Here is a 24,847-nt window from a genome sequence, read left to right on the forward strand (position 1 = left end):
CTACCTACTCCCTTTCTCTGGATATTTCTTTTGCGCTCCGATCCACTCTTCGCCATCTTCCCAAATTTCCTTTTTCCAAATGGGCACCACTTCTTTAATCCGTTCAATGGCATATTCATTCGCCTCATATGCTTCTTTTCTATGAGGAGAAGAAACCGCAATAACTACGGCAATGTCTGAAATTTTCAATTCACCAATTCGATGTGCCATCGCAACTTGAACACCCGGCCATTTTTCTTCCATCTCCGCACCAATTTCCGCGAGTTTCTTCTCGGCCATCGGGATATATGCTTCATAAGCAAGATACAATGTTCGAACTCCATGCGTCCACTCCCGCACATGCCCTGTAAAAACCGTCACCGCCCCAGCTGCTGGATGCAAGACCAGATCGCTGTATGTTTGCGGATTAATCGGTGTATTCACTATTTCAAATCGTTTCATTTATTGTCGCCTCCCAAAGCCACTCTTGTAGCCATTCATCCAATGAAGTCTTATCCGTAAAGATTGCTTGCGTGCTGGCTACCTGGACAATATCCGAGAGTGCCTGCAATTCTGCCCAATCTTCATCACTCCGAACGAGCACTACTTTTTCACCAACTTCGTATTTATATCCTTCGATCAATAAAACGTCTGGATTCCCCGAAGCAGCCAGTGCCTTTAGCTCTCGAAATGAACGTACCTCTTGTTGAACCCATTGTATCATACCCCCACCTGCCACTACAGTGGAGGTGGCTCCCGCTTGAAGAAATTGACTAGTATCTGTATGAGCAGGAGGCAGTTCAGGTGCGCCACCATGTCCATGATGTTTCAACACAGCCACTTTCAGCCCCAAGCCTTGAAGTACAGTAATCCAATGAGAAATAAGCATCGTTTTTCCACTGTTTTTAAAACCAACGACATGCAGCGTTTTCACAGCTCCCACCGTTCTACACCTTGTTCCGCACCAAGTAATAAGATGTCTATCGTCATTCCTTTTTCATAACCGCGTGTTCCACTCGGCAAGACGATGATGCAATTGCCACGTGCGATAGAAGACACGGCGCTCGATTTATTGAATCCAGCAGGAGTTGCCACAATCCCTTGCGGTGTCATACTCCAAGAGGCCCGAATGAAACGGGTAAATGGATTGGGCTTCTTGAAATCTTCTCCGAGCACCGCCTGGGTTCGTGGCATATACGGAGCATGGCAGCCCATCATCGTAAGAATGGCGGGACGAGCAAACAATTCAAATCCTGTAAAACATGCAGAAGGATTACCCGAAAGTCCAAACAATAGCTTGCCACCAAGTACCGCTACTGTCGTCACACTTCCTGGACGCATCGCTACTTTATTGAACAGCACTTCCGCACCCAGACGCTCATAAATAGTTGGCAAATAATCGTAATCGCCAACGGACACACCACCCGTTGTGATGAGTAAATCTGTCTCGCGCAGTGCACGCTCGACAACTTCGGTACACGCATCCAAATCGTCTTCCATCATGCCATAGGACTTATACCCAATGCCCATACGTGTCAATTGCGCACGGATCATCGGACCATTGGAATTCCGAATTTTCCCCGGCACCAATTCATCCGACACATCGAGTAATTCCGTTCCTGTAGCCAACACACCAGCAATTGGCTGTCTCGCTACCTTCACCTCCGAATAACCAAACGTTGCAAGCAGCGCAATCGTCCCGGGATGAATGAGGGTTCCCGCCTCGATCAATTGCTCTCCTTTTCGAGCCTCTTCTCCTTTAAATGAAATATTCTCCCCTACCTGAAACGGTTTACGCAATGTGAATCCGCTTTCATTTTCTACCGTCTGCTCCAACATCACTACTGCATCCGCTTGTTCAGGAATCAATGCGCCCGTCATGATGCGATAGGATTCCCCCGCTTGAATCGGTCGATCGGCTACATGACCCGCACCAATTTCACCGACCACATGAAAAGACTTTCGTGTATCTCCTGATGCCCCTGCCGAATCCTCTGCCCGAATCGCAAAACCATCATATGGTGAACGATCAAAGGGCGGAACATCATGCTTTGCAACAATCGGCTCGGCCAGCACTCTGCCATATGTATCTTCTAATGAAAGTATTTCGGTCCCTATTTTCTGTGCATGTGCTATCACAAGTTCCACTGCTTCCTTCACTTGAATCGGTTTTCGTATTTCTACCACTTACATCTCCTCTTTCTTTTGTTATACTAGCCTGTACAATGTAATGAAATGAAAGGATGATCTGTATGTCTGAACTTACTCACTTTAATGAACAAGGTCGAGCCAAGATGGTCGATGTCTCCGGCAAGGAAATCTCCTTGCGCACAGCTATTGCTACATCATCAATCCTAGTTAACGAATCCATTCACGAACAAATTACCCATGGAACTAATAAAAAAGGGGATGTCTTCGCAGTCGCACAAGTAGCAGCGGTTATGGCAGCAAAAAACACTTCTACTATCATCCCTATGTGCCACCCTCTGCCTCTAACCGGTGTCGACGTCCGTTTTGATTGGGCGATCGATCAAGAAAACGCACATTACGAAGTGCTAATCCAAGCGGAAGTCAAAACAAAAGGCGTCACTGGTGTTGAAATGGAAGCATTAACAGCCGCTTCAGCCGCCGCCCTCACTATTTACGACATGTGCAAAGCGGCCGGCAAAGAGATGGTCATTGGCCCCACTATGCTACAGAAGAAAACAGGCGGAAAGAACGGAGACTACCAACGCGCGGATTAAATCTCGCGCGTTTTTTTATTTGATATAGTTGGCAACCGCGCCAAACCACTATTGCATCGAGCTAACCTTCATGCCATCCGCGCCAATCAACCACTACATCGAACCAAACACTCGCACAACCGAGCATTACCACCATCAAACCAAGCCAAACCCACGTCAGACCGAACCAATCCGCCACTATCCCTTCAAGTGCTTCGTCAACTCATGCACAATATGGGGCAACTCGGGTAAGATCAACTTATCCATCGCGAGCGCCACTGCTTTCGAAGATCCTGGCAACAAAAACACCACTTGCTCTCCAATCGCCCCCGCTGCCGCACGACTCAACATCGCTTTCGATCCCACATCCTCGGTATAGCTCAAAAAGCGAAACAATTCGCCAAATCCATCAAGCGGTTTCGTGAAATATGGTGTGACCATTTCCACCGTAACATCTCGCAAGCCGATTCCCGTACCACCTGTAAAAATCATCGCTTGAATCGTTGCATCCGACAGCCAGACAGACAATTGCTCCGTAATATGCTCGCCTTCATCCAAACAGATGCCATATTCCTTAACATGATGGCCCGCATTCTCCAATTTCTCTCGAATTATCTTCCCACTCTTATCATCCGCTTCTGTCCTTGAATCACTAATCGTCAACACAGCCACCGCAATCGATTTCTCGCGTGCCAACTGTGGTAAATGAGACTCTTCCAAATCCCGTTCCCCCTATCCGAATAATGAATGATACAATTTTCTTCCAATCTTCATATCTTTCAGACCATGAATGAGTAGCCGTCCGTTGCCAAATAAAATGCAACGATAGCCATCCACGTGAAATTCTACAAAAAATGGCGTTTCACGATATTCCGTCTGCAATTGCTGCGCGACCCGCACACCATCAGCCACGGTTAACTCACGTCCGGCATCCGGTATTATCTGCACGGTATCACGCCCACATAACACCGCATATTGCGTGCCAGATTGCTGATGCAGTGAAGGATAGGTCGGATGACTTCCACACGTCTGGCATTGCGAATTTTTCATCCGGCTAATTCCAGCTTCAACGGACGTATTATTCCACACATCAAAATGCAGAAGCTTTGTGCGCATGGCGGACGTATTTCCCGTCAGCCATTTCAACGCTTCAGCACTTTGATGAGCAGCGGAAATCTGGACGGCTGGAGCAATAACTCCTACTGTATCACATGTTTCATTTACAGCTGGTAACACAGGGAGCAAGCAGCGGAAACAAGGCGTCTTGCCTGGAATGAAAGGAAATACGCTGCCAGAACTACCAACCACCGCACCATAAATCCATGGAATATTCAGTTTCCATGCTACATCATTCAGCAATAGCCGCGTCTCAAAATTATCCGTTGCATCTAGCAGAAGATCTGCTTCGCCAGTAATCTCCTCCAATACAGGACCATCTACATGGTTGAGCACTGTATGGATTTCTACATCTTCGCGGATCGTACGCAATCGCCGCTCAGCCGCGATCACTTTCGGCATACTGTGTTGCGCATCTGCTTCAGTGAACAATTGTTGCCGCTGCAAATTGGAAGCTTCTACATAATCACGGTCCGCGAGCGTCACTTTGCCGATACCTGCTCGCACAAGCGTCTCGGAAAGAGAGGAACCAAGTGCTCCACAGCCGATAATAACAGCATGCGAATCAGATAATTGTTGCTGTCCATCTTGTCCAATCGGCTGAAACAATGTCTGCCTTGAATAACGATTCTCCACTTCATCTACTCCCTTTCATTCGACAAGAAGTGAGGCAATCGGTCAGTTTAACCGATTGCCCTTACTTGTAGTGGGACTGATATCGCTGAACGACCCAACATAACGTACGATATCGCCCGTTCCATCTTTTACAGCACTGATAGATAGAAACTCCAAATACTCTTCGCCATTTTTCTTCTTATTCCAAATCTCACCCTGCCAAACACCTTGTTCTTCAATCTGGCGCCACATGTCGTCGTAATACGCTCGATCATGTCGACCAGAACTTAAGATATTCGGGCTTTTTCCTAGCACTTCTTCTTCACTGTATCCTGTGAGACTTGTAAATGCCGGATTGACCGAAACGATCACGCCCGACTGATTCGTTACGAGAATTCCTTGTCTAGTCGAATCAAATACTTCTTTCGAAAGACTCGCACGATCCATAAAGTACAGCCATACAACCAATACGAGACTCGCAAGCGATATCTGCGAGAATGCCATGAAGCCAATCGAATAAGAACCTGTCATCGAGAAAATTGCTGCCAACAACAAAGGAGGGAAAAATCCACCCAAACCGCCCATCATCGAGACAATTCCGTTAACAGTTCCGGCTTGTTTACTGAAATAAAGCGGTACCAATTTAAAAATGACACCGTTCCCAATTCCAGCCGATGCAGCGATCAAGATACTTCCCACCGTATACAACGCAATATCTGGTGAAAAAGCTAATACGATAGATGCAACAGTCAAACCCGCGAAACAACCCATCAATAAGAATAACGGCTGGAACTTATCTCCTAACCAACCACCGAGTGGTCGCAATAAGGTAGCAACCACAATGAAGCCAGCCGTGCGAAGCCCCGCATCCACTTTCTCTAATCCGAAATAATTCACAAGAAAGTTTGGCAAGAACACGGTAAACGCAACAAACGAACCAAACGTAATGAAATAAAATAGCGAGAAGAACCATAGTTTCTCATTTTTATAGACACCTTTGATCTGCTCGACGATCGGTGCTTTTACTTTCACTTCCTTGCGGTCACCGAAGAAAAAGTTCAGCGCGATGAATACAAGCAGTAACACAAGATACATTTTAACAGTCAATGACCAGCCAAACTTCATAGCCAGTACAGGGGCGGAAAACGTCGTGATCGCCGTACCAATATTCCCCATTCCATAGATTCCATTGACTAAACCGTGCTTTTCCTTAGGATAATATTTCGGTAACGATGTAACCCCTACAGAGAAAATCGCACCGCCTACCCCAAGCAATGTACCACCAATCAATAGTCCTGTCACTGTCGATGTTTCACTAATGTAGTAGACAGGAAATAGTAAGACGATAAAACTGATAAAGAACATTACACGCGCTCCATACACATTAGCATAATAGCCGAGCGGAATACGTAAAATCGAACCGAGCACTACAGGAATTGCTGTAATGATGGCCACACGTTCAGGTGGGATATTGATGTCTTCACTGATAAATGGCAATAGTGAAGAGATGAGCACCCAAACCATGAAACCGACAACTAGATTCGCCGTCTGTAACGGCAATTGGATCTTTTGTGTCATATGAACCCATCCATTCTAAAGTTAGTTACTAAACAACTGCAATCACTCTCTCCCTTTTCACTTTACTATTCTATATTCTTACGACTTTGGCAAAATTGAAGTATACATTTGGTCAAACAACCGCTCTTGTTCTTCTGCTCGTAAAACAGACTCTACCATTGGAAAGATCACATTCTCTTCTTTGACGAAATGAATCATCATGACTTCAAATGCTTCTCCCGCATCTTTTACTACATCAGTCATCATCTCGAGTGTGAATGCCGATAGATCTCCTCTTGTATGGTGAAGAAAATGACCGATATACGCATCGATTTCCTCGTGTTCTTCTTGCACCGCCTGAATCGGCCCTTGCTCACTACCTACATATTTCGATAACATCGGAAATAGATAGGTTTCTTCTTTTTCTGTATGGTTTTTTAGAGGATCAATGAATTCTATAACTAGCTTGCGCAATTGCTTCAGCGCAACTAGCCCTTCTTCACGTGAATAGACTTCTTGTTCAAATTCTAGGACGATCGCATGCCATTCGTTCATAATATGCGTTAAGAAACGGTGTTCGTTTTCCAACACTCGTAACACCGGCAATGAAAAGGTAAAACTTGGATTATTCATCCTTCTTCACTTCCCCATTAAAAGTTCAAAAACTTCTTGCGTAGCGCATACTCCACTAATTCAGGACGGCTCTTCAAATGAAGTTTGTCCATCATCTTGGCTTTATGGGCCTCCACTGTCTTCACTGAAATATAAAGCATTTCCGCGATTTCCTTATTGCCATAGCCTTTCGCAACAAGCGGCAGAATTTCAATTTCCCGTTTAGATAAAATCTTGAACGGATCATCTTCATTTGATGCTTGCGAACCTTTCTTCACAAACTCCCGCACAAGCGATGTTGCCATGGAAGGATGTACATAAGTTCCTCCGTCATACACTTCGCGAAGTGCATTGATCAACTCTTCGTCTGGTGCATTCTTCAAAATGTAACCCGATGCTCCATTTTTCAAGACATGGAACATATATTCCTCGTCATCGTACATCGTCAAGATCACTATTTTGGTATCAGGAAAGTCTTCATGTATTTTCCCTGTCGCAATTAGCCCACTTTGACCTGGCGGCATGCTCAGATCAAGTAAAATGATGTCAGGCCTATGCTTGGCAACCAATTCATATGCTTCCAATCCGTCTGCTGCTGTCGCAACGACTTCCATATCGCTCTGATAATTCAAGATATGCATGAATCCTGTTCGGACGACTGCGTGGTCATCAGCGATTATGATTTTCACTCGTTGCTCTCTCCTTCTTCACCGGAATCTCTACTAGGATTTTTGTCCCTTCTTGGGCACTAGAAGCAATCGTCAAGTTTCCGCCAACCAATTCCACACGTTCCTTCATTCCGTAAAGACCAAGACCCGTTCCTTGCGGCGTAAAATCATTGACGTTGAAGCCCACTCCTTCGTCATATATCTGTAATTGTAAATTCTCTTGTATTTCTTTCAAACTTACGAAAACATCTTCCACCTCTGCATACTTCATTGCATTCAAGATCGCTTCTTGACCAATGCGGTACACGACGGTTTCAATTTCACCTTCATAACGGCTTCGCTTTAGATCCGAATTAAAATGGACAGTTAATCCATAATTCTTCTCCAAGGTTTTAATGTGAGTCCGAAACGCCGCCTCCAAACCGAAGTCATCCAAAACAGCTGGTCTCAACTCTACAGACAAATGTCGGATATCGTCCAACAACCGCATCAATGAGCCTTCCGTTTGACGCAACTTTTCCAAGACGTCTTGATCCACATTCATATATTTCAAAACACGTAGATCAACGAGCGAACTTAACATCTCTTGCGCCACACTATCATGTAGTTCTCTAGAAATACGTTTTCTTTCGTTTTCTTGCGCCTGGATCACTTGCTGCACGCGTATTTTCTGGTTCAACACTTCCTGTGTCTGCGTCTGTCTCGTCAAGTTCCGCAACATTAATACCGATACCTGTTCTTCCTTATCAATCACTTGGTACGTTGCACTATAAGGCAACACTCCAAAATCTCTAGTATTTAAGTACAGTTGGAAGGACGTCAGTGTCTCTTGCGGATTGGTCATAAAACAAGAGACACAAGTCATTTGTTCATCCTCACTCGTATAGCCACGGCAGGTGAGACATATCGAGTTCGCTTCTCCTTCAAGTAGCTTCTCATAGAGTTGTGGTTCGATAATTTGTTTGGCCGCTTCATTCATGGAGAGAATTTGACCATTTGCAGCGAAAAAGAACATTGCTTCCGTCGTATGATCATAAAGTTTCTGCAACAAATCCGGCAGTTTATCATTGTTCGATAACATCATCTTTCAATCGCTCCTTATGATGAAACGGTCCAAATTGCGGGCCAACTGCTTGCTTAAACTGCTCAAACGATTCCACCGTCAATTTTTTCGGTTCACGATATCCGATGAGTAGCACACCTTGAACGTGATCATCTCGAAATAAAGGAATCGCACCAAAACTTTTGAGTTTTTCAAATACGACAACGGGATAGTTATAAAGATCTTTCTCGCCCAGTCGTTCTTCAGCGTCTTCGACTAGCATTGGTTTACCTGTCTTGAAAACTAGTCCAGCGATCCCCTTCCCTGAATTCAGGACAATTTTTCGATAACGCAAACTCAGATTTCCAGCCACAAACCGCCACTTTAATTCATAATGGTGCTTACTAAAATCCACAAGCGCTAACCCGATAAAGTCAACACGAAGAGTTTCTTTGAGCTGTTCAATGGCTAACTGGAAATTAAAACTTTGTTGTCCTTTCATAGACATGATCTCCTATTTTCATCATTCGCTCATCGCGGTGTATGTTGTTTCGTAGCCTGATGTTTTCTATATAGAATATAACTTCTACCAACATAATTCAACGGTACACTCCAGACGTGTACCAGTCGTGTGAATGGCCACATCGCAAAAATGAGAAAACCAGTGAAAATATGCAATTTGAACGCAAGCGGTACAGCTGCCATATAGGCTGCTTCCGGCTGAAAAATAAGCAATGATCTGAACCACACAGAAATCGTCTCGCGATAGTCAAATCCTGGCGTCATTGTATTTGTAATCAATGAACTATATACACCAATGAACACGATAAATAGCAATAAAGAATTGACAACTAAGTCGGAAGTGGAAGAAAGTTTTCGAACACTCGCTTTCGTAAAACGGCGCGAAGTTAAGATCAACATCCCTACAAGCGTCATGACACCGAAGAAACCTCCGCCCCACACTGCGCCGATATGGTACATATGATCACTAATTCCCATAGCACGCGTCCATTCATTTGGAATCCCAAGTCCAGCGACATGTCCCAAAATCACTGGAAATATTCCAATGTGGAATAGCAAACTACCGATCATTAATTGTTTCTTCTCAATAAATTCACTCGACTTAGCCGTCCAACCAAACTGATCATTACGGTAACGGAAAATATGACCTACAATAAAAACTGCCATACAAATGTAAGGAAAAATGACCCACAAAAATTGACTAGTCATTGGCAGAAACCTCCCGTTGAATACACGATTTACATGTTTCACGTAGCGCCCGAATTAAATAAAAATATGGGCTTTCATACTTTTCTAGGGCTTTCATTAAAAAGTATGTTCCATCTTCGATTACCGCGAGCAGCATAGAAAAACTTTGCTGTGCTCGCGGGTCACCTTGCCATTCGGCTGCGTAAATAAATTCGCACATTAATGGAAGTAAGTCAGACAGTTCATGGTTCGGCATGTTCAAGCCAAACATTTCATACAAAACTTTTAATCGGGCGAGCATTTGACCACGCTCTTTAGAGTCTTCAAACTTCACAAATGTCATAAAGAGCGTCGCATCTTTTTGAAAATCAAAGGTGTACGTATACATCTCTTGTATTTCATTTATGCTGTAGGTTTGCATCTTTTCCCAATACGTTTGCAAGTCATCATAGCCTACTGTACCGACTGTCACAAATTCATCCCAAACGGAAGGATGAAAGGTCAATTTTTCAGGATAGTTTAGTTGATTGGAGAAAAAACCGAAAATGTGCTTCTTTTCATATAAGAGATCGAGATTAATCACGCCAGATCCCCCCATAGAAATTCTCCTCGTATATCTCCTTGCCTGTTTTCACAGGCGCTCCTGGTGATGCAGGTCCACAACCATCACAACCTCCATCCGATCCCATCACAGAATAGGAATACGGACTTTGATGTGGGGCTTGTTCTCCATATGTGCCCATGCCATCATAACCGGCCGAACCTTGTGATCGATAGACGTTCATTTGCCCCTCTTTATGCGAAGTCGGGATGACGAAACGATCTTCGTATTTGGCAATTGCTAGTAAACGATACATTTGCTTGGTCTGTTGTGCCGTCAATCCAACTCGTTCAAGCTTTGATTCATCAAATTCTTTACCTGAAGAGATGGCACGCATATACGAACGCATCATGGCCATACGTTGTAAACCGCCTTTCACCGTTTCTACATCTCCTGCTGTTAGCATATTCGCTAAGTATTGAAGTGGAATACGCATTTCTTCGATGGCCGGGAAAATCATATCCGGATTTTTGATGGAGTCTTTTCCTTCGAAATAGTTCATAATCGGGCTAAGTGGCGGCACATACCATACCATTGGCAATGTCCGGTACTCCGGGTGTAACGGGAACGCTAATTTATATTCAATTGCTAACTTATAGACAGGCGAGTTTTGTGCCGCTTGAATCCAGTCCTCCGAAATCCCATCTCGAATTGCCTGCTCTATGATTTCTGGATCATTTGGATCTAAGAACAAGTCACACTGCGCTTGATACAAATCTTTTGGATCTGGTGTAGACGCTGCTTCCTGTACACGATCTGCATCATACAGTAAGACCCCCAAGTACCGGATACGTCCTGTACATGTTTCAGAACAGACTGTCGGCAATCCAGATTCCACGCGTGGGAAACAGAATGTGCATTTCTCTGCTTTATTCGTTTTCCAGTTAAAATACACTTTCTTATACGGACAGCCCGTCATACAGTAACGCCAGCCACGGCAAGCTTCCTGGTCGACTAAGACAATACCATCTTCATCTCGCTTATACATTGCACCTGAAGGACAAGATGCCACACAACTTGGGTTCAAACAGTGCTCACATAGTCTAGGCAAGTACATCATAAATGCTTGTTCAAAATTAAATTTGATTTCTTCCTCAATCTTTTCGATGTTCGGATCAGTTGGTCCTGTAATATGCGCTCCCGCTAACTGATCTTCCCAGTTCGGACCCCATTCTGGATCCATATATTCACCTGTAACGACAGATTTCGCACGTGCAACCGGTGTATGCTTCTGATCCGGTGCTGTCGTTAGCTTTTCATAATCATACGTCCAAGGCTCGTAGTAATCTTTCATTTCCGGCATATCTGGATTGTAGAAGATTTTCCCGAGTGCGATTTTGGAGAGCTTCGAACCCGATTTCAGTTCCAGCTTCCCCTTCCGCAACTGCCAACCACCCTTATAAAGTTCCTGGTCTTCCCATCGTTTCGGATAACCGATGCCTGGTTTGGTTTCCACGTTATTGAACCACATATACTCTGCACCTTCACGATTGGTCCATGTCGTTTTACATGTTACACTGCACGTATGACACCCAATACACTTGTCTAAGTTCATCACCATTGCAACTTGCGCTTTAATTTTCAAGCCAGTTGACCTCCTTCATCTTGCGGACCGCGACGTAGACATCACGTTGATTTCCGATAGGTCCGTAGTAGTTGAATCCATAACTGAGCTGTGCATAGCCGCCTACCATCTGAGTCGGCTTCATATGAATACGCGTTGGTGCATTGTGGCTTCCTCCGCGTTGCTCGGTAATTTCCGAGCCCGGCATCTGAATATGCTTGTCCTGTGCGTGATACATAAACATCGTTCCTTTAGGCATCCGGTGACTGACGACAGCACGGGCATTGACGACACCATTTCGGTTGTACACTTCAAGCCAGTCATTATCATCGATTCCATGCTCTTCCGCATCTAGATTCGACAGCCAGACAGTCGGACCTCCGCGGAAAAGCGTTAGCATATGCTGGTTGTCCTGATAGGTCGAGTGAATATTCCACTTGCCGTGCGGTGTTAGATAGCGCAACACTAATGCGTCCTGTCCTCCGACAATTTCTTCATCGCGATCCGCAAAGACGAAAGGCGGAAGTGTCGGTTTATAGACAGGCAGTGATTCACCAAATCCAAGAAAGAATTCATGATCCAAATAAAAATGCTGTCTGCCCGTCAACGTTCTGAACGGAACCAAACGTTCGATATTCGTCGTGAATGGCGAGTAGCGGCGCCCTAATTTATTCGATCCACTAAACACTGGTGTCGGAATAACTTCCCGCGGCTGGGCGGTAATGTTGGCGAAAGTGAAGCGCTCGGCTGCCCGGTCAGCTGAAATATCCTTGAGTTCCACTCCCGTGTCCTGCTCGGCAGCTTCAAATGCTTTCTGCGATACTCTTCCATTCGTGGCGGAAGACAGTGTCAACATGGTTTCGGCTGCGTGTTTCGCTGTATACAGTTTTGGCAGCCCGTTTTTAATCGTGTCATCCTCGTATACACCGTTGATTCCTTTCATCAACTCATACTCTTCCGCAACTGAGAAACTAACACCATGCGCTCCCGTTTTTCCTGTTGATAATAGCGGTCCGAGTGTAATGTATTTGTCGTATACTTTCGTGAAATCACGTTCTACGATGGTCATACCTGGCATAGTTTTGCCTGGAATCGGTTCGATCTCGCCTTTTTTCCAATCACGAACTTCCCCAAATGGCTGGGCGATTTCTTGAATTGAGTCGTGTGCTAGCGGTGACGTGACGAGATCTTTATAAATGCCCGGCAAATGCGTTTTCGCTAATTCTGAGAATGTTTGAGCTATCGTCCGGTAAATATCCCAGTCTGAACGTGATTCCCATAGCGGATTGACCGCCGGATTGAATGGATGAACAAACGGATGCATGTCGGTAGACGATAAATCTACTTTTTCATACCATGTAGCTGCCGGTAATACGATATCTGCGTACAGTGGCGTGGCCGTCATTCGGAAATCCAAGGCGACAAGCAAATCCAATTTGCCTTCCACTTCATCTCGCCAAACCATCTCTTCTGGTTTCATGTCTTCATTCGGACTGGCTAGTAACCCGCTAGAAGCTCCGAACAAATGCTTCATGAAGTATTCCTGACCTTTTGCTGAACTCGAAACGAGATTGGAGCGCCAGACAAACAGCGAACGCGGAAAGTTTTCAGGTGCATCCGGATCCTCTGCTGCGAAATGTAGCTCCCCCGATTTCAGTTGCTCGACGACATGTCCCACAACTTCATTCTGTTCAGTCTTCCCAAGTTTCGCCGCTTCTTCCACGAGCAGTAAACTATTTTTATTGAATTGCGGATAAGAAGGCAACCAGCCAAGACGCGCTGCCAACACGTTATAATCCGCAGGGTGTTTATATCGTGCTTCTCCTCCAAGTGGTGACATGAGCGTATCGGCACCCGCTTCTTCGTACTTCCATTGATCCGTTGCAAAATAGAAAAATGAAGTAGCATTTTGTAGACGCGGTGGACCTTGCCAGTCTTTTGCAAACGCAATGGTGCTCCATCCTTCAATTGGACGGCATTTTTCTTGCCCGACGTAATGCGCCCAACCTCCACCGTTGACACCCTGTGATGCCGTCAGTGTAACCAAATTCAGGATCGCTCGATAAATCGTGTCGCTATTGAACCAGTGATTGATACCCGCTCCCATAATAATCATCGAACGACCACCTGTATCGATGGCATTTTGCGCAAACTCCATTGCGATTTGGATGACAAGTTCCGGTTTTACATTCGTGATTGACTCTTGCCAAGCTGGGGTATAGATAGACGTAACATCATCATAACCAGTCGCCTCTAGCTCACTGCCAATCCGGTTTACTCCATATTGACTCAGCATAATGTCATAGGTTGTTGCCACTAAGCGTTCCGAGCCGTCAGCAAATTGTACTTTCATTGCGGGTATCGGGCGTTTGAACGTACCGTTACCTCGCTGATCAAAATATGGGAAGTGAATTTCACGCCATTCGGCTCCATGTTTTTCAACAGACAGAGCAGGTTCAACACGAGTACCGTCTTCATTTTCTAGCTGCAAGTTCCACTTCGCATCCTGTTCCCAGCGCTGCCCCATCGTTCCGTTTGGCACAATAATTTCACCTTTCGCTTCATCAAATAACACTGGTTTCCAATCTGCATGTTCTGACTGTTGCCCCAGATCACTAGCACGCAAGAATCGACCTGCCTTGTAGGAATCTTCATGAGGTTCCAATAAAATGAGAAACGGCATATCCGTATACTGCTTCGCATAATTTAAAAATGTCGGCTCTTTTCGCTTTTCATAAAACTCGTCCAAGATAACGTGTGTCATCGCTTGCGCAACCGCTGCGTCTGTACCTGGATTTGCTGCGATCCAATCGTCTGCATGTGTCACACTTTCTGCATAATCCGGTGCCACTGAAACGACTTTCGTTCCTTTATAACGAACTTCTGTCATAAAGTGTGCGTCTGGCGTCCGAGTTAACGGGACATTGGAACCCCACATAATGATATATCCTGCATTGAACCAATCACTGGATTCTGGAACGTCCGTCTGCTCGCCCCAGATCTGCGGGGAGGATGGCGGTAAATCCGCATACCAATCATAGAAACTCAACATTTCTCCACCAAGCAATGAAATGAAACGCGCACCTGATGCATAACTGACCATGGACATTGCGGGAATAGGGGTAAACCCTGCTACACGGTCGGGTCCGTATTTTTGAACGGTGTAAATGAGTTGCGCTGCGATGAGTAGCGTGGCATCACGCCAATGAATACGAACATGACCTCCTTTTCCACGCGCTTTCTTGTATTCATTTGATTTCACCGGATCTTCCACAATAGCCGTCCATGCTTTTACAGGATCTTTCGTTTCCTGAAGCGCTTCATTCCACATACGCCATAGCTTCCCCCGGATATAAGGATATTTCACACGCAACGGACTGTACTCATACCAAGAAAATGATGCACCGCGTGGACAACCACGAGGTTCAAATTCTGGCATATCAGGACCACAAGAAGGGTAATCGATCTGCTGATTTTCCCACGTGATGATGCCATTCTTAACAAACACTTTCCAACTACAAGAACCGGTACAGTTCACACCATGCGTCGTACGCACCACTTTGTCATGTGACCAGCGTTGACGGTACATGTTTTCCCAATCACGGCTTTTTTCCTCCAACACCGACCAATTTCCGGAATAACTTTCGACAGGTTTAAAATATTGCAATCCAAATCTCTTTTTCATCGAACATTTCCACTCCTTTTCAGAATGTCGCAGCAAATGAACACAGACATATTTTAACTACTACCCTACATTTGACTAATTAATCTGATTTTTTGTAAGGGTTTTCCCTAATTCGATATCTATCTCTTATGACTATTCGTCTATATTCAAAGAATTATCCTTATATGTATTGATTATACGTACATTTCCTACTGTTACCATTAGGGGAAGCCCTATTATCCCAAATACATATAGTATTTTCGAGGATCCGACTAGGGAAAACTCCTAGTCTTAGATTAGTGGTATAATAATCTATGGGCTACTCTCACAATAATGGATACTAGATATATAGCTATATTAGTTTCTTTTTAGCATGCTTTTTCTATCTTGGTAACTTTAGTCCATTTCTCACAATATTATGTTGATTTTATTTAGATAGCTGATAGAATAATATATAAAATGAAAGGTAAGGTGGATGATACCGTGTCAAACGAATTAAACAAAGTACTTCGTTGTGAAGCTTTAAAAGACAAAATTGTTACAGCAGAAGAAGCAGCTTCTTGGATCGAGGATGGAATGTCTCTAGGTTTAAGTGGATTTACTTTGTCAGGAGATGCGAAAGCGGTTCCATTGGCATTGGCGGAAAGAGGAAAGACTGAGAAATTAAAAGTAAACGTTTTCACCGGTGCTTCTCTTGGGCCAAACGTAGATGAGTTAATGGCAGAAGCAGGTATGATTAACTTACGTATACCTTACCAAGGTAACCCAGCAATGCGCGGAAAGATCAACTCCGGAGATTCTTTTTACATTGATCAGCACCTTTCCCATACAGCTGAATGGGTACGTCAAGGCGTTATCGGGCCTATTGACTACGCAATTATCGAAGCAGCTGCAATTACAGAAGATGGGCAAATCATCCCGACTGGTTCAGTTGGTAACTCACCAATTTTCGTTGAGCAGGCAAAGCATGTCATCATCGAACTAAACGTGAACGTACCGGCTGAATATGAAGGCTTACATGATATTTATATTCCTGCAAAACAAGGCGAGAGAAAAGAAATCCCTGTCTATAACGTAACGGACAAAATCGGTACACCAGGCATCCAAGTGGATCCTGCAAAAGTACGCGGAATCGTCATTACAGAGAAGATGGATATTCCTTCCCCTATCGTTCCACCGGACGAAGAGACACAGGAAATCGCCAATCACTTGCTAAACTTCTTCCGTGACGAAATTAAATTAGGACGCATGGACGAATCACTAATGCCGCTTCAATCAGGTGTTGGTTCTGTCGCAAACGCTGTTCTGGACGGTATGAGAACTTCTGAGTTTAAAAACATTGAAGTGTATTCTGAAGTACTTCAAGATGCGATCTTCGACTTGATTGATGATGGCGTTGTGAAATTCGCTTCCGCTACTTCTTTGACACTTTCTAAAAAGCGTTTGGATAGCTTAAAAGAGGATATCGGTAAATACCGCGATAAGCTAGTATTCCGTCCGCAAGAAATTTCTAACCACCCAGAAGTTATCCGTCGTTTGGGTATTATTTCATTCAATACAGCGCTTGAGCTCGATATCTACGGAAACGTTAACTCTACACACGTTAGCGGTACACGCATGATGAACGGGATCGGTGGTTCTGGAGACTTCGCACGTAACGCGCGTATTGCGATCTTCGTTACGAAATCGTATGCAAAAGGTGGGGACGTTTCATCTATCGTACCTTTCTGCTCACACGTAGATCATACAGAGCATGATGTAGACGTTATCGTTACGGAACAAGGCTATGCGGATCTTCGCGGCTTGGCTCCACGCCAGAAAGCGGAAGCATTGATCGAACACTGTGCACACCCTGACTTCAAAGAAGAGCTTCGCGACTACTTCAACAGAGCGAAGGACCAAGTTGGCGGACAAACACCACATATCTTGGAAGAAGCACTCTCTTGGCACGTAAATCTTGCAAAAAACAAAACAATGCACAAAGAAGCACCTGTTCAAAAATAATAGTTCTATATGAAAGCGAGCGGATTTGATCCGCTCGCTTTTTTCGATCGGGCGTGGACGGGGGTTGGCGCGGTACGACTCGACTTTCGATCGGTCCGGACGGGGGTTGGCGCGGTGCGACTCGACTTTCGCTCAGCGGGGTAATCTTACATACGCAAAAAAGGGAAGCGCTATAAGCGCTTCCCTCCCCTTCTCACTTCTTACAAATCATCAAAGCCATTCAAGTCACTCGTCTTCACGTATTGACGGCTTGTTTGCTCGAAGAAATCAGTCTTTGTATCATCGAAGTTATCCACATACGCACGTATCCACTTCATTGGATTGTCGGTGAACTCTGGATAGATTTCACTTAATCCAAGCATGCGCAACATTTTATTGGCGCGATACTTAATATAACCTTCCATTTCATCCAACTCTAGACCATCAATTTCACCTAGTACGTAACGACTCCAAATGACTTCCTGCTCAACGGAATGGCGGAACTGATCATAGATCCATTCTGTGAATTCATCTGTATTGTACTCCGGGTTTTCAGCAAGCGCTGCACGGAAGATGTCGCTAATGGCTTTTCCATGCTGCAGTTCATCACGATTAATATACGAAATCATCGTAGACGTTCCAACCATTTTCTGGTGACGTGCTAAGTTGTAGAAAAAGGCGAACCCACTATAGAAGAATAAACCTTCCAGCAATGTCGTATAGACCATCGCTTTTAGCACCGTTTCAATCGTTGGATTTTCTGCAAACTCGTTATAGACTTCCACAATTCGTTCGTTGCGTTTCATGAGTACTTCGTCCGTCCGTCCCATTTCAAACGCCGCCATTTGCTTGTCCAAGTTAGTGACAGAAGACAGCACATATGCGTAACTGTGATTATGCTCACTTTCCTGATCTGCAATTGTCGCCATGATGGACTTGACGGAAGGGTCGGTCGTGAAATCCGCTATTTTCATGGCAATGACCGTTTGCGGACCATCTAACGTCGCAAGTAGCCCAATAATTTTCAAGAATGCGGATTGCTCTTCTTTTGAAAGACGGGAAAACTGTTTAACGTCTTGTGTCATATCCACTTCATTTGCTGTCCAGAAAAGGGAACGGATTCGCTGACGCAATGTATAAAAATGTGGATGAGCCAAGTCATTCCAGTTCAGGATGCCGCTTGCTTCTCCGCCGAAAATAGCTGTCGCTTTATTCGGGTTTGCCGGATTCAATACTTTTACTCTTGTAAGTGTCGCCAATGGTCGAGCACTCCTTTCGTCCAGTTCGTTACTAATTGTTCTTGTTTGCCACGTGGACTTTGTTCGATTTTCAATGGTTCAAAGGGAGAATGATAAAAGCGCGCCAGTTTTTCCGCCGCTTTGCAAAACAAATCATCTCCACCAAACTGCGTGTCCCCTGTCCCGAAAACGTAAACGGGTTCGGGCTTGAATCCAATGTCCGCTACAAAGTCCTTCACTTCATCAGGTGTCGCACCTTTTTCCCATGTAAAAGAACCGATACAAAATGCATCATATTTCTTCACATTAGGAAGGACGTCAATGCCGATGCGATGTGTGTCAACTTTGACCCCTTCACGGCTCAGGTTTTCCGCGATTAATTCTGCCACTTCCTCTGTATTACCGCTCCACGAAGCGTAGGCGATCAGGAATGACACCACTCGCACTCCTCGATTTCAGAAGCAGTGGATCGCATATAATATGTCGTTTTCATACGGGATTTCCATGCCTGCATATGCAAGTCAAGCAAGACAGACGCGCGGATGGAGTTCGGCACGTATATGTTGAATGAAATCGACTGATCAATATGATGTTGACGCGCGGCATTCTGCTTAATCGACCAGCGCTGATCGACGATATAAGCGGAACGTCTGTACACATCATACGTGTTATGATCCAAGTCCGGTGCGATAACCGGCAACTTATAGTCTTTCTTCTCTTCATGGTAGAACGGCTTGAACACCGGATCAATGGATGCAGTGGAGCCTGCGATAACAGACGTTGAACTGTTTGGTGCTACTGCCATCAGGTAGCCATTACGCATGCCGTTCATCGCTACATCCATACGAAGTTCGCGCCATTTATTCGAATCATATTCCCGCTGTTCGAAGTAATTCCCTGTCTCCCAGTCTGAACCCTCAAATAACGGATAGGCACCTTTTTCCTTCGACAATTCCATAGATGCTTTGATCGTTAAATAGGCGATTTCTTCATATAGCTTGTCTGCATATTCAACGGCTTCATCGGATTCCCACTGAATGTTTTTCAGTGCCAATAAATGATGCCATCCGAATGTGCCGAGTCCGATTCCACGGTAGCGCGCATTCGTCCGCTGTGCTTGTACAACCGGAATCTTGTTCTGATCGATGACGTTATCCAGCATCCGCACTTGAATTGTGATCAGGCGTTCCAACACGTCCGCTGTCACTGCTTTCCCCAAATTGATAGATGACAAATTGCACACGACGAAATCACCTGGCTTCGTACGTGTAACGACTAGATCGTCTTCCAATGAAACGGATTCGAATGTCGTAGCTGACATATTTTGCAAAATTTCTGTACATAAATTACTGGAATAAATGATTCCCTCATGTTTATTCGGATTCATTCGATTCACTTCATCACGGTAGAACATGAATGGAGTACCTGTTTCCAACTGGCTACGCAACACACGCTTCATGATTTCAATTGCAGACACCGTTTCCCGTGACAACTCCGGATTGCGTACACATTCTTCATACTTCTCACGGAACGAACCATTTCCTTTTGTTTCATCATAAAAGTCTTCCAATGAATACCCCATCTTCGTCCGAACTTCATGCGGATCAAACAAATGCCAGTCTTCTCGTGATTCCACTTTTTCCATGAACAGATCCGGTAGGCAAACGCCAGTGAAAATATCATGCGCGCGCAAACGATCGTCGCCATTATTCAGTTTCAAGTCCAAGAACGTGAAGATATCTTTATGCCATACATCCAAGTATACCGCCACCGCGCCTTGTCTTTGACCGAGCTGATCCACACTGACCGCTGTATTATTCAACTGTTTAATCCACGGCAACACACCACTTGATGCACCTTCAAAACCTCGGATGGACGCACCGCGCGAACGGACTTTGCCCATATAGACGCCAATACCACCACCGAATTTGGACAAGTTAGCGATATCCGTATTGCTGTTATAAATGCCTTGCAAGGAATCATCTACCGTATCGATAAAGCAACTGGATAGCTGACCATGCATCTTACCCGCATTTGATAGCGTTGGCGTTGCAACTGTCATATAGAGGTTGCTCATTGCCCAGTACGCTTCTCCAATTTTATGGATGCGATCTTCTGTTTCGTCCTGCATCAACGTCATCGCGATCACGAGCCAACGTTCTTGTGGAAGTTCCACTGGCTGCTTGGAAAAATTCACGGTAACATAGCGATCCACTAATGTTTTCAGCCCGATATATGTAAATAAAAGATCACGGGATGGTTCAAGCAAACGACCGATTTCATTGAGTTCTTCACGGCTGTATTTCTCGGTGAGCACTGGTGTATAGAGTCCTTGCTCCACTAGGCGTTCTACATTTTTCGCAAAGTCGGTATAAACATCCGCACCGCGCAACGTTTTCTGCTTTGCGTACACATCGAATAAATAAATTCTAGCGGCCACGAACGTCCAATAGGTATTCGCTTCATCAATCCTGCTCAACGATTCCAAGACCATTGCTTTCGTCCAATCCGTTGCGGAACTTTCCGGATGACGCTCCTGATAACGCTGACTCGCTTCGATTAATGGCTCGATTTGCTGCTTCCCGAATTCTTCCTGTAAATTTTCCAACAATAGATGTAGACCGACTGTTTCATGAATGATAGCCATTGTATCCGCTCCCTTTGAGTAAGTTATGTAAAGTAAAAAAACTCCCTGTATATCGGAAGTCATCATGTGACGAATGGTAGTAAGTGGAAAGTTATAAGCAGACAAAAAATCCTCTGCTTTTCGCTTTCACTCTCCAACCCCGAAGAATGTATTGCTGAATGAAAGGCAGGTCTCCTGGCTGGCATATCGTCCTCTTGTCTTTCCTTCCCGCTCATGGCAGTGGATTTTACAGACAGTCGTCAATGCCCTCAGTTGCGGGGGCAGCTCCGTTTTTAGCGGATTCCCTTTTAAACCGTTAATGGGTACCATTTCATCGAAAATACTATATATAGTGTCTTAACTTCATGTATAACCCTAACATATTGTGGTCAAACATACAAAGCAAAAAAAGAATCGCAGTCCAGATTTGCATCTTCTGAACTACGATATGGTTATTTTCCTAGCAATGCTTTTCATTATATCAAACTTTTTGTGCCTTGACTAAAAGATTTTCTGTGAACGAGTAATATGCTATTTGACTTATTCAAAAGAGAGAACGCTTCCCCTTTCATTGTCAGTTAACAACTCGAGTTCACAATTGACTCATCCAATTCCGATCTTCAACGCACTCTGTCTTCCGGCTTGTTCGCTGTTTCTTCCCAACATTCCGCGCCTTTTAACCCCGGGACAGTGGAAGCTTTAAATATAGGATTTTTTCCTGCACGACGCTGGATAGTAAAGTCGTCGAGGACTTGAAATGCTACTTTTCCTAGCAGAAGAATGACAACTAAGTTGATAATGGCCATCAACCCCATAAAGAGATCGGCCATGTCCCATACGACTTGAACTTTCGCCACTGCGCCGAAAAAGACCATGCCCAGAACTAAGATCTGATACACGAACTTCCATCCTTTATTCGCATTGATAAATTCAATATTCGTTTCACCATAATAGTAATTTCCAATAATCGAACTGAATGCGAAGAACATAATCGCGATAGCAATGAAATACGGAGCCCACGCCCCTACATGTACCACCATCGACGCTTGCGTTAGGAGAATACCGTTCGTTTCACCACTTTCATACAATCCACCAAGCAAAATGATAAACGCAGTCGCTGAACAAATGATGATTGTATCGAAAAACACGCCAAGACTTTGTACTAAACCTTGCTTTGCTGGATGTGATACATTGGCGGTTGCCGCAGCGTTCGGCACACTCCCCATTCCAGCTTCATTGGAGAATAAACCCCGACGAACTCCTTGCATAATCGCCGCGCCGACTCCCCCTCCGACCATTTCTTCGATCCCGAATGCATGCTCAATAATTAACATGAACATGGCAGGAACCTGTGTAATATTTATTATGACAATGAATAACGCAACAATGATATAGAACGTCGCCATCACCGGCACAATCGTCTGCGTCACTTTTACAATCCGTTGAACACCACCGAAAACAATAACGGCTGTCAACAAGATTAGTCCAATCCCGACACCCCAATCTGGAATGCCGAACACATCCATAAATGATTGACTAATCGTATTAGATTGCACTGCATTGAAAATAAAACCGAAACACAGAGTGAGTAAAATTGCGAACACGATCCCTAGATTCCGCTTACCTAGCGCCTTTTCCATATAATAAGCAGGACCCCCACGGAACGTCTCCCCATCTTTCACCTTATACACCTGTGCCAGTGTACTCTCAATGAATGCAGTCGCCATGCCGATGATGGCAATGATCCACATCCAAAATACTGCGCCCGGTCCGCCAATCCCAATCGCCAAGGCAACCCCCGCTACGTTACCAGTCCCGACACGCGAAGCCGCACTGATGGTAAACGCCTGAAAAGGAGAAACCCCGTCGTTACTGTCTTTCTTCTCGACGATTAAACGAAACATCTCTCCGAATAAACGTACCTGTACAAATTTCGTTCGAATTGTGAAATACAATCCCGCTGCTAATAAAAGTCCAATTAAAATATATGTCCAAATAAAATTATTTGCTGGTCCTACCAGCCAGTCCAAAGCATTTTGAATCATATGCCCACCTCCTTGTTTTATCTATACCCTGCTAGTCCACTATGTACGCATGGCATAGCAAAAAACCTTGTCTCAAATGGAGTAAGGTTCTTGTACTATACTATATTTCAATAACTTTCGGGTACTAGGACGATTGCTCAAATGTCTTCATCAAAATTTCCGTTTTCAAAGATAACAACTCTGAAGCATTTGTCATTAGCTCTGCTAACGTCTGACTCCCATCATCTAAAGCATGCAATTCAGTAAACCATTCATCCAGTTGAATTCTAGCACCTTCTTCAATTGCACCTGAAATAACAAAGACGGGAACTTGATAAGACTTCGCTAATCTCGCAACTCCCATCAACGCTTTGCCATCCAGCGTCTGAAGATCCGTCTTCCCTTCCCCTGTAAAAATAATATCAGCAGATGGCAAATGAGTAGAAAAGTTCATAGCCTCAAGTACTACATCAATTCCACTTTCCAAACGTGCGTCACAGTATGCAATCAATGCACCCGCACTTCCTCCCGCGGCTCCTGCACCTCGAAGTTCATGAAGACGAACCCCAGTGAGATGTTCCGTTTCATCTGCAAAATAACGCATTCCTTTATCTAGCAACTTTACTGACTGTGCGTCTGCTCCTTTTTGTGGCCCAAATATATACGAAGCACCCTTCTCTCCAATGAAAGGATTTTCTACATCTGAAGCGATCCGAATATCTGTCGCTTTTACTCGCGGATCCAGATGAGACATATCTACTTTGTCAATTTGCAAAAGTGAAGCTCCATTCATCTGCAACAGTCTTCCTTCATTATCAAAAAAACTGACACCGAGCGCTTCTAATAATCCAGTGCCTCCATCATTCGTTGCACTGCCACCTAGTCCAATGATCAACTTGCGAAAGCCTATATCAAGAGCATGACGTATTAATTCTCCAGTACCATAAGTGGATGTCCTCATTGGATTTAACTCATCTGGAGCCAGTAAGGTCAATCCCGATGCTTGCGCCAGCTCCACCACCGCTGTTTCTCCGTCACCGAGAATCCCTAGCTGCGCTTCTATTGGGCGTCCGAGTGGATCACGTACGATAAACGTTTTATACGCTCCACTTGTAGCCGATACAAGGGCCGACAATGTCCCTTCCCCACCATCCGCCACTGGCAAGCACACTGTTTCTGCTTCGGGAAATATCTCTTGAATACCGATTTGCATCGCGTTAGCAGCCTCATCAGCCGTCAAACTTCCTTTGAACGCGTCCGGTGCAATGATCACCTTCATATTAATCGCATCCTTTTATGAGCATTATAACAGTTTGAGAGCATGGTGAAATGTTACACATTTTAAATTTCATATCTAAGTAGTATTAGATATAGATTATTTACATGATCTGAAATTTATCCAAAATAAAAATGGATCATCACCAAAATATGTGCTTGAAAACATGCTTAGTGAGTGGTCCGGGATTTGCGCTCCAGAGGCACGCTTTTCGGGGGACGCGGCTTGAGCCTTCTCGTCCGCTACGCTACCTGTGAGGTCTCAAGACGCACGCTAATCCCCCAGGTGTCGACCATCTTCTGCTCCAATCCTAATTTTAGAATATAAGAAATCGATCGTAGGCTCTAAAT

General features: G+C 44.7%; 21 protein-coding genes and 1 riboswitch. Of the genes, 2 read left to right on the forward strand and 19 right to left on the reverse strand.

Features of this window, described 5'->3' with window-relative positions:
* The 3 genes from GD002_RS15360 to GD002_RS15370 are packed head-to-tail and all read right to left on the reverse strand — an operon-like array spanning position 1 to position 2,166.
* Entirely contained in the window at positions 1 to 441 is a 441-nt protein-coding gene (locus GD002_RS15360; protein WP_153733249.1) for a molybdenum cofactor biosynthesis protein MoaE, read from the reverse strand.
* Positions 428 to 922, reverse strand: a complete 495-nt coding sequence (gene mobB / locus GD002_RS15365; RefSeq protein ID WP_153733250.1) for a molybdopterin-guanine dinucleotide biosynthesis protein B — start codon at positions 920 to 922, stop codon at positions 428 to 430. Before mobB ends, GD002_RS15360 begins: the two co-directional genes overlap by 14 nt.
* Entirely contained in the window at positions 910 to 2,166 is a 1,257-nt protein-coding gene (locus GD002_RS15370) for a molybdopterin molybdotransferase MoeA (RefSeq protein WP_153733251.1), read from the reverse strand. The genes mobB and GD002_RS15370 overlap by 13 nt, the downstream gene beginning before the upstream one ends.
* Before the next feature lie 65 nt (positions 2,167 to 2,231).
* On the opposite strand from GD002_RS15370, the gene moaC reads away from it, so the two are divergent.
* Positions 2,232 to 2,723, forward strand: a complete 492-nt coding sequence (gene moaC / locus GD002_RS15375) for a cyclic pyranopterin monophosphate synthase MoaC (RefSeq protein WP_153733252.1) — start codon at positions 2,232 to 2,234, stop codon at positions 2,721 to 2,723.
* Between the two features lie 177 nt (positions 2,724 to 2,900).
* Here moaC and GD002_RS15380 read toward each other — a convergent pair whose 3' ends face one another.
* From GD002_RS15380 to GD002_RS15430, 11 genes are all read right to left on the reverse strand, one after another.
* Positions 2,901 to 3,422: a MogA/MoaB family molybdenum cofactor biosynthesis protein gene (locus GD002_RS15380; protein WP_153733253.1), complete on the reverse strand. Its 522-nt coding sequence runs from the start codon at positions 3,420 to 3,422 to the stop codon at positions 2,901 to 2,903.
* Positions 3,423 to 3,434: 12 nt separating this feature from the next.
* Positions 3,435 to 4,454, reverse strand: coding sequence for a ThiF family adenylyltransferase (locus GD002_RS15385; protein ID WP_153733254.1), 1,020 nt, complete (start codon positions 4,452 to 4,454; stop codon positions 3,435 to 3,437).
* Between the two features lie 42 nt (positions 4,455 to 4,496).
* Entirely contained in the window at positions 4,497 to 6,011 is a 1,515-nt protein-coding gene (locus GD002_RS15390) for a nitrate/nitrite transporter (RefSeq protein WP_153733255.1), read from the reverse strand.
* Positions 6,012 to 6,089: 78 nt separating this feature from the next.
* Entirely contained in the window at positions 6,090 to 6,623 is a 534-nt protein-coding gene (locus GD002_RS15395; protein ID WP_153733256.1) for a hemerythrin domain-containing protein, read from the reverse strand.
* A 17-nt stretch (positions 6,624 to 6,640) separates the two neighbouring features.
* Positions 6,641 to 7,291: a response regulator gene (locus tag GD002_RS15400; RefSeq protein WP_153733257.1), complete on the reverse strand. Its 651-nt coding sequence runs from the start codon at positions 7,289 to 7,291 to the stop codon at positions 6,641 to 6,643.
* Positions 7,272 to 8,354, reverse strand: coding sequence for a sensor histidine kinase (locus GD002_RS15405; RefSeq protein WP_153733258.1), 1,083 nt, complete (start codon positions 8,352 to 8,354; stop codon positions 7,272 to 7,274). Before GD002_RS15405 ends, GD002_RS15400 begins: the two co-directional genes overlap by 20 nt.
* Positions 8,335 to 8,814, reverse strand: coding sequence for a GAF domain-containing protein (locus GD002_RS15410; protein ID WP_153733259.1), 480 nt, complete (start codon positions 8,812 to 8,814; stop codon positions 8,335 to 8,337). The genes GD002_RS15405 and GD002_RS15410 overlap by 20 nt, the downstream gene beginning before the upstream one ends.
* Positions 8,815 to 8,843: 29 nt before the next feature.
* Entirely contained in the window at positions 8,844 to 9,542 is a 699-nt protein-coding gene (gene narI, locus GD002_RS15415) for a respiratory nitrate reductase subunit gamma (RefSeq protein WP_153733260.1), read from the reverse strand.
* Positions 9,535 to 10,104, reverse strand: a complete 570-nt coding sequence (gene narJ, locus GD002_RS15420) for a nitrate reductase molybdenum cofactor assembly chaperone (RefSeq protein ID WP_153733276.1) — start codon at positions 10,102 to 10,104, stop codon at positions 9,535 to 9,537. The genes narI and narJ overlap by 8 nt, the downstream gene beginning before the upstream one ends.
* Positions 10,097 to 11,707, reverse strand: a complete 1,611-nt coding sequence (gene narH / locus GD002_RS15425; RefSeq protein WP_153733261.1) for a nitrate reductase subunit beta — start codon at positions 11,705 to 11,707, stop codon at positions 10,097 to 10,099. Before narH ends, narJ begins: the two co-directional genes overlap by 8 nt.
* A complete protein-coding gene (locus tag GD002_RS15430; protein WP_153733262.1) occupies positions 11,697 to 15,371 on the reverse strand; it encodes a nitrate reductase subunit alpha in 3,675 nt (1,224 codons plus the stop codon). Before GD002_RS15430 ends, narH begins: the two co-directional genes overlap by 11 nt.
* 438 nt (positions 15,372 to 15,809) lie before the next feature.
* Between GD002_RS15430 and GD002_RS15435 the strand changes: the two genes are divergently transcribed.
* On the forward strand, positions 15,810 to 17,354 hold the full coding sequence (locus tag GD002_RS15435) for a succinate CoA transferase (protein ID WP_408020101.1): 1,545 nt from the start codon (positions 15,810 to 15,812) through the stop codon (positions 17,352 to 17,354).
* 200 nt (positions 17,355 to 17,554) lie between these two features.
* Here GD002_RS15435 and GD002_RS15440 read toward each other — a convergent pair whose 3' ends face one another.
* The 5 genes from GD002_RS15440 to GD002_RS15460 all read right to left on the reverse strand — a co-directional run bounded on the left by GD002_RS15440 (position 17,555) and on the right by GD002_RS15460 (position 24,500).
* Entirely contained in the window at positions 17,555 to 18,592 is a 1,038-nt protein-coding gene (locus GD002_RS15440) for a ribonucleotide-diphosphate reductase subunit beta (protein WP_153733264.1), read from the reverse strand.
* Positions 18,571 to 19,008 carry a flavodoxin gene (locus GD002_RS15445; protein ID WP_153733265.1) on the reverse strand — a complete coding sequence of 146 codons (438 nt, stop codon included), beginning with the start codon at positions 19,006 to 19,008 and terminating at the stop codon, positions 18,571 to 18,573. The genes GD002_RS15440 and GD002_RS15445 overlap by 22 nt, the downstream gene beginning before the upstream one ends.
* Entirely contained in the window at positions 18,996 to 21,218 is a 2,223-nt protein-coding gene (locus GD002_RS15450; protein ID WP_153733266.1) for a ribonucleoside-diphosphate reductase subunit alpha, read from the reverse strand. The genes GD002_RS15445 and GD002_RS15450 overlap by 13 nt, the downstream gene beginning before the upstream one ends.
* 147 nt (positions 21,219 to 21,365) lie before the next feature.
* Positions 21,366 to 21,543: riboswitch (cobalamin riboswitch) on the reverse strand.
* A gap of 274 nt (positions 21,544 to 21,817) precedes the next feature.
* Positions 21,818 to 23,242 (reverse strand): alanine/glycine:cation symporter family protein, encoded by a 1,425-nt coding sequence (locus GD002_RS15455; protein ID WP_153733267.1) that lies wholly within the window; start codon positions 23,240 to 23,242, stop codon positions 21,818 to 21,820.
* Between the two features lie 124 nt (positions 23,243 to 23,366).
* A complete protein-coding gene (locus tag GD002_RS15460; RefSeq protein ID WP_153733268.1) occupies positions 23,367 to 24,500 on the reverse strand; it encodes a glycerate kinase in 1,134 nt (377 codons plus the stop codon).
* Between the last annotated feature and the right edge of the window lie 347 nt (positions 24,501 to 24,847).

The sequence above is a fragment of the Sporosarcina obsidiansis genome, assembly GCF_009651005.1.
Lineage (GTDB): Bacteria > Bacillota > Bacilli > Bacillales_A > Planococcaceae > Sporosarcina > Sporosarcina obsidiansis.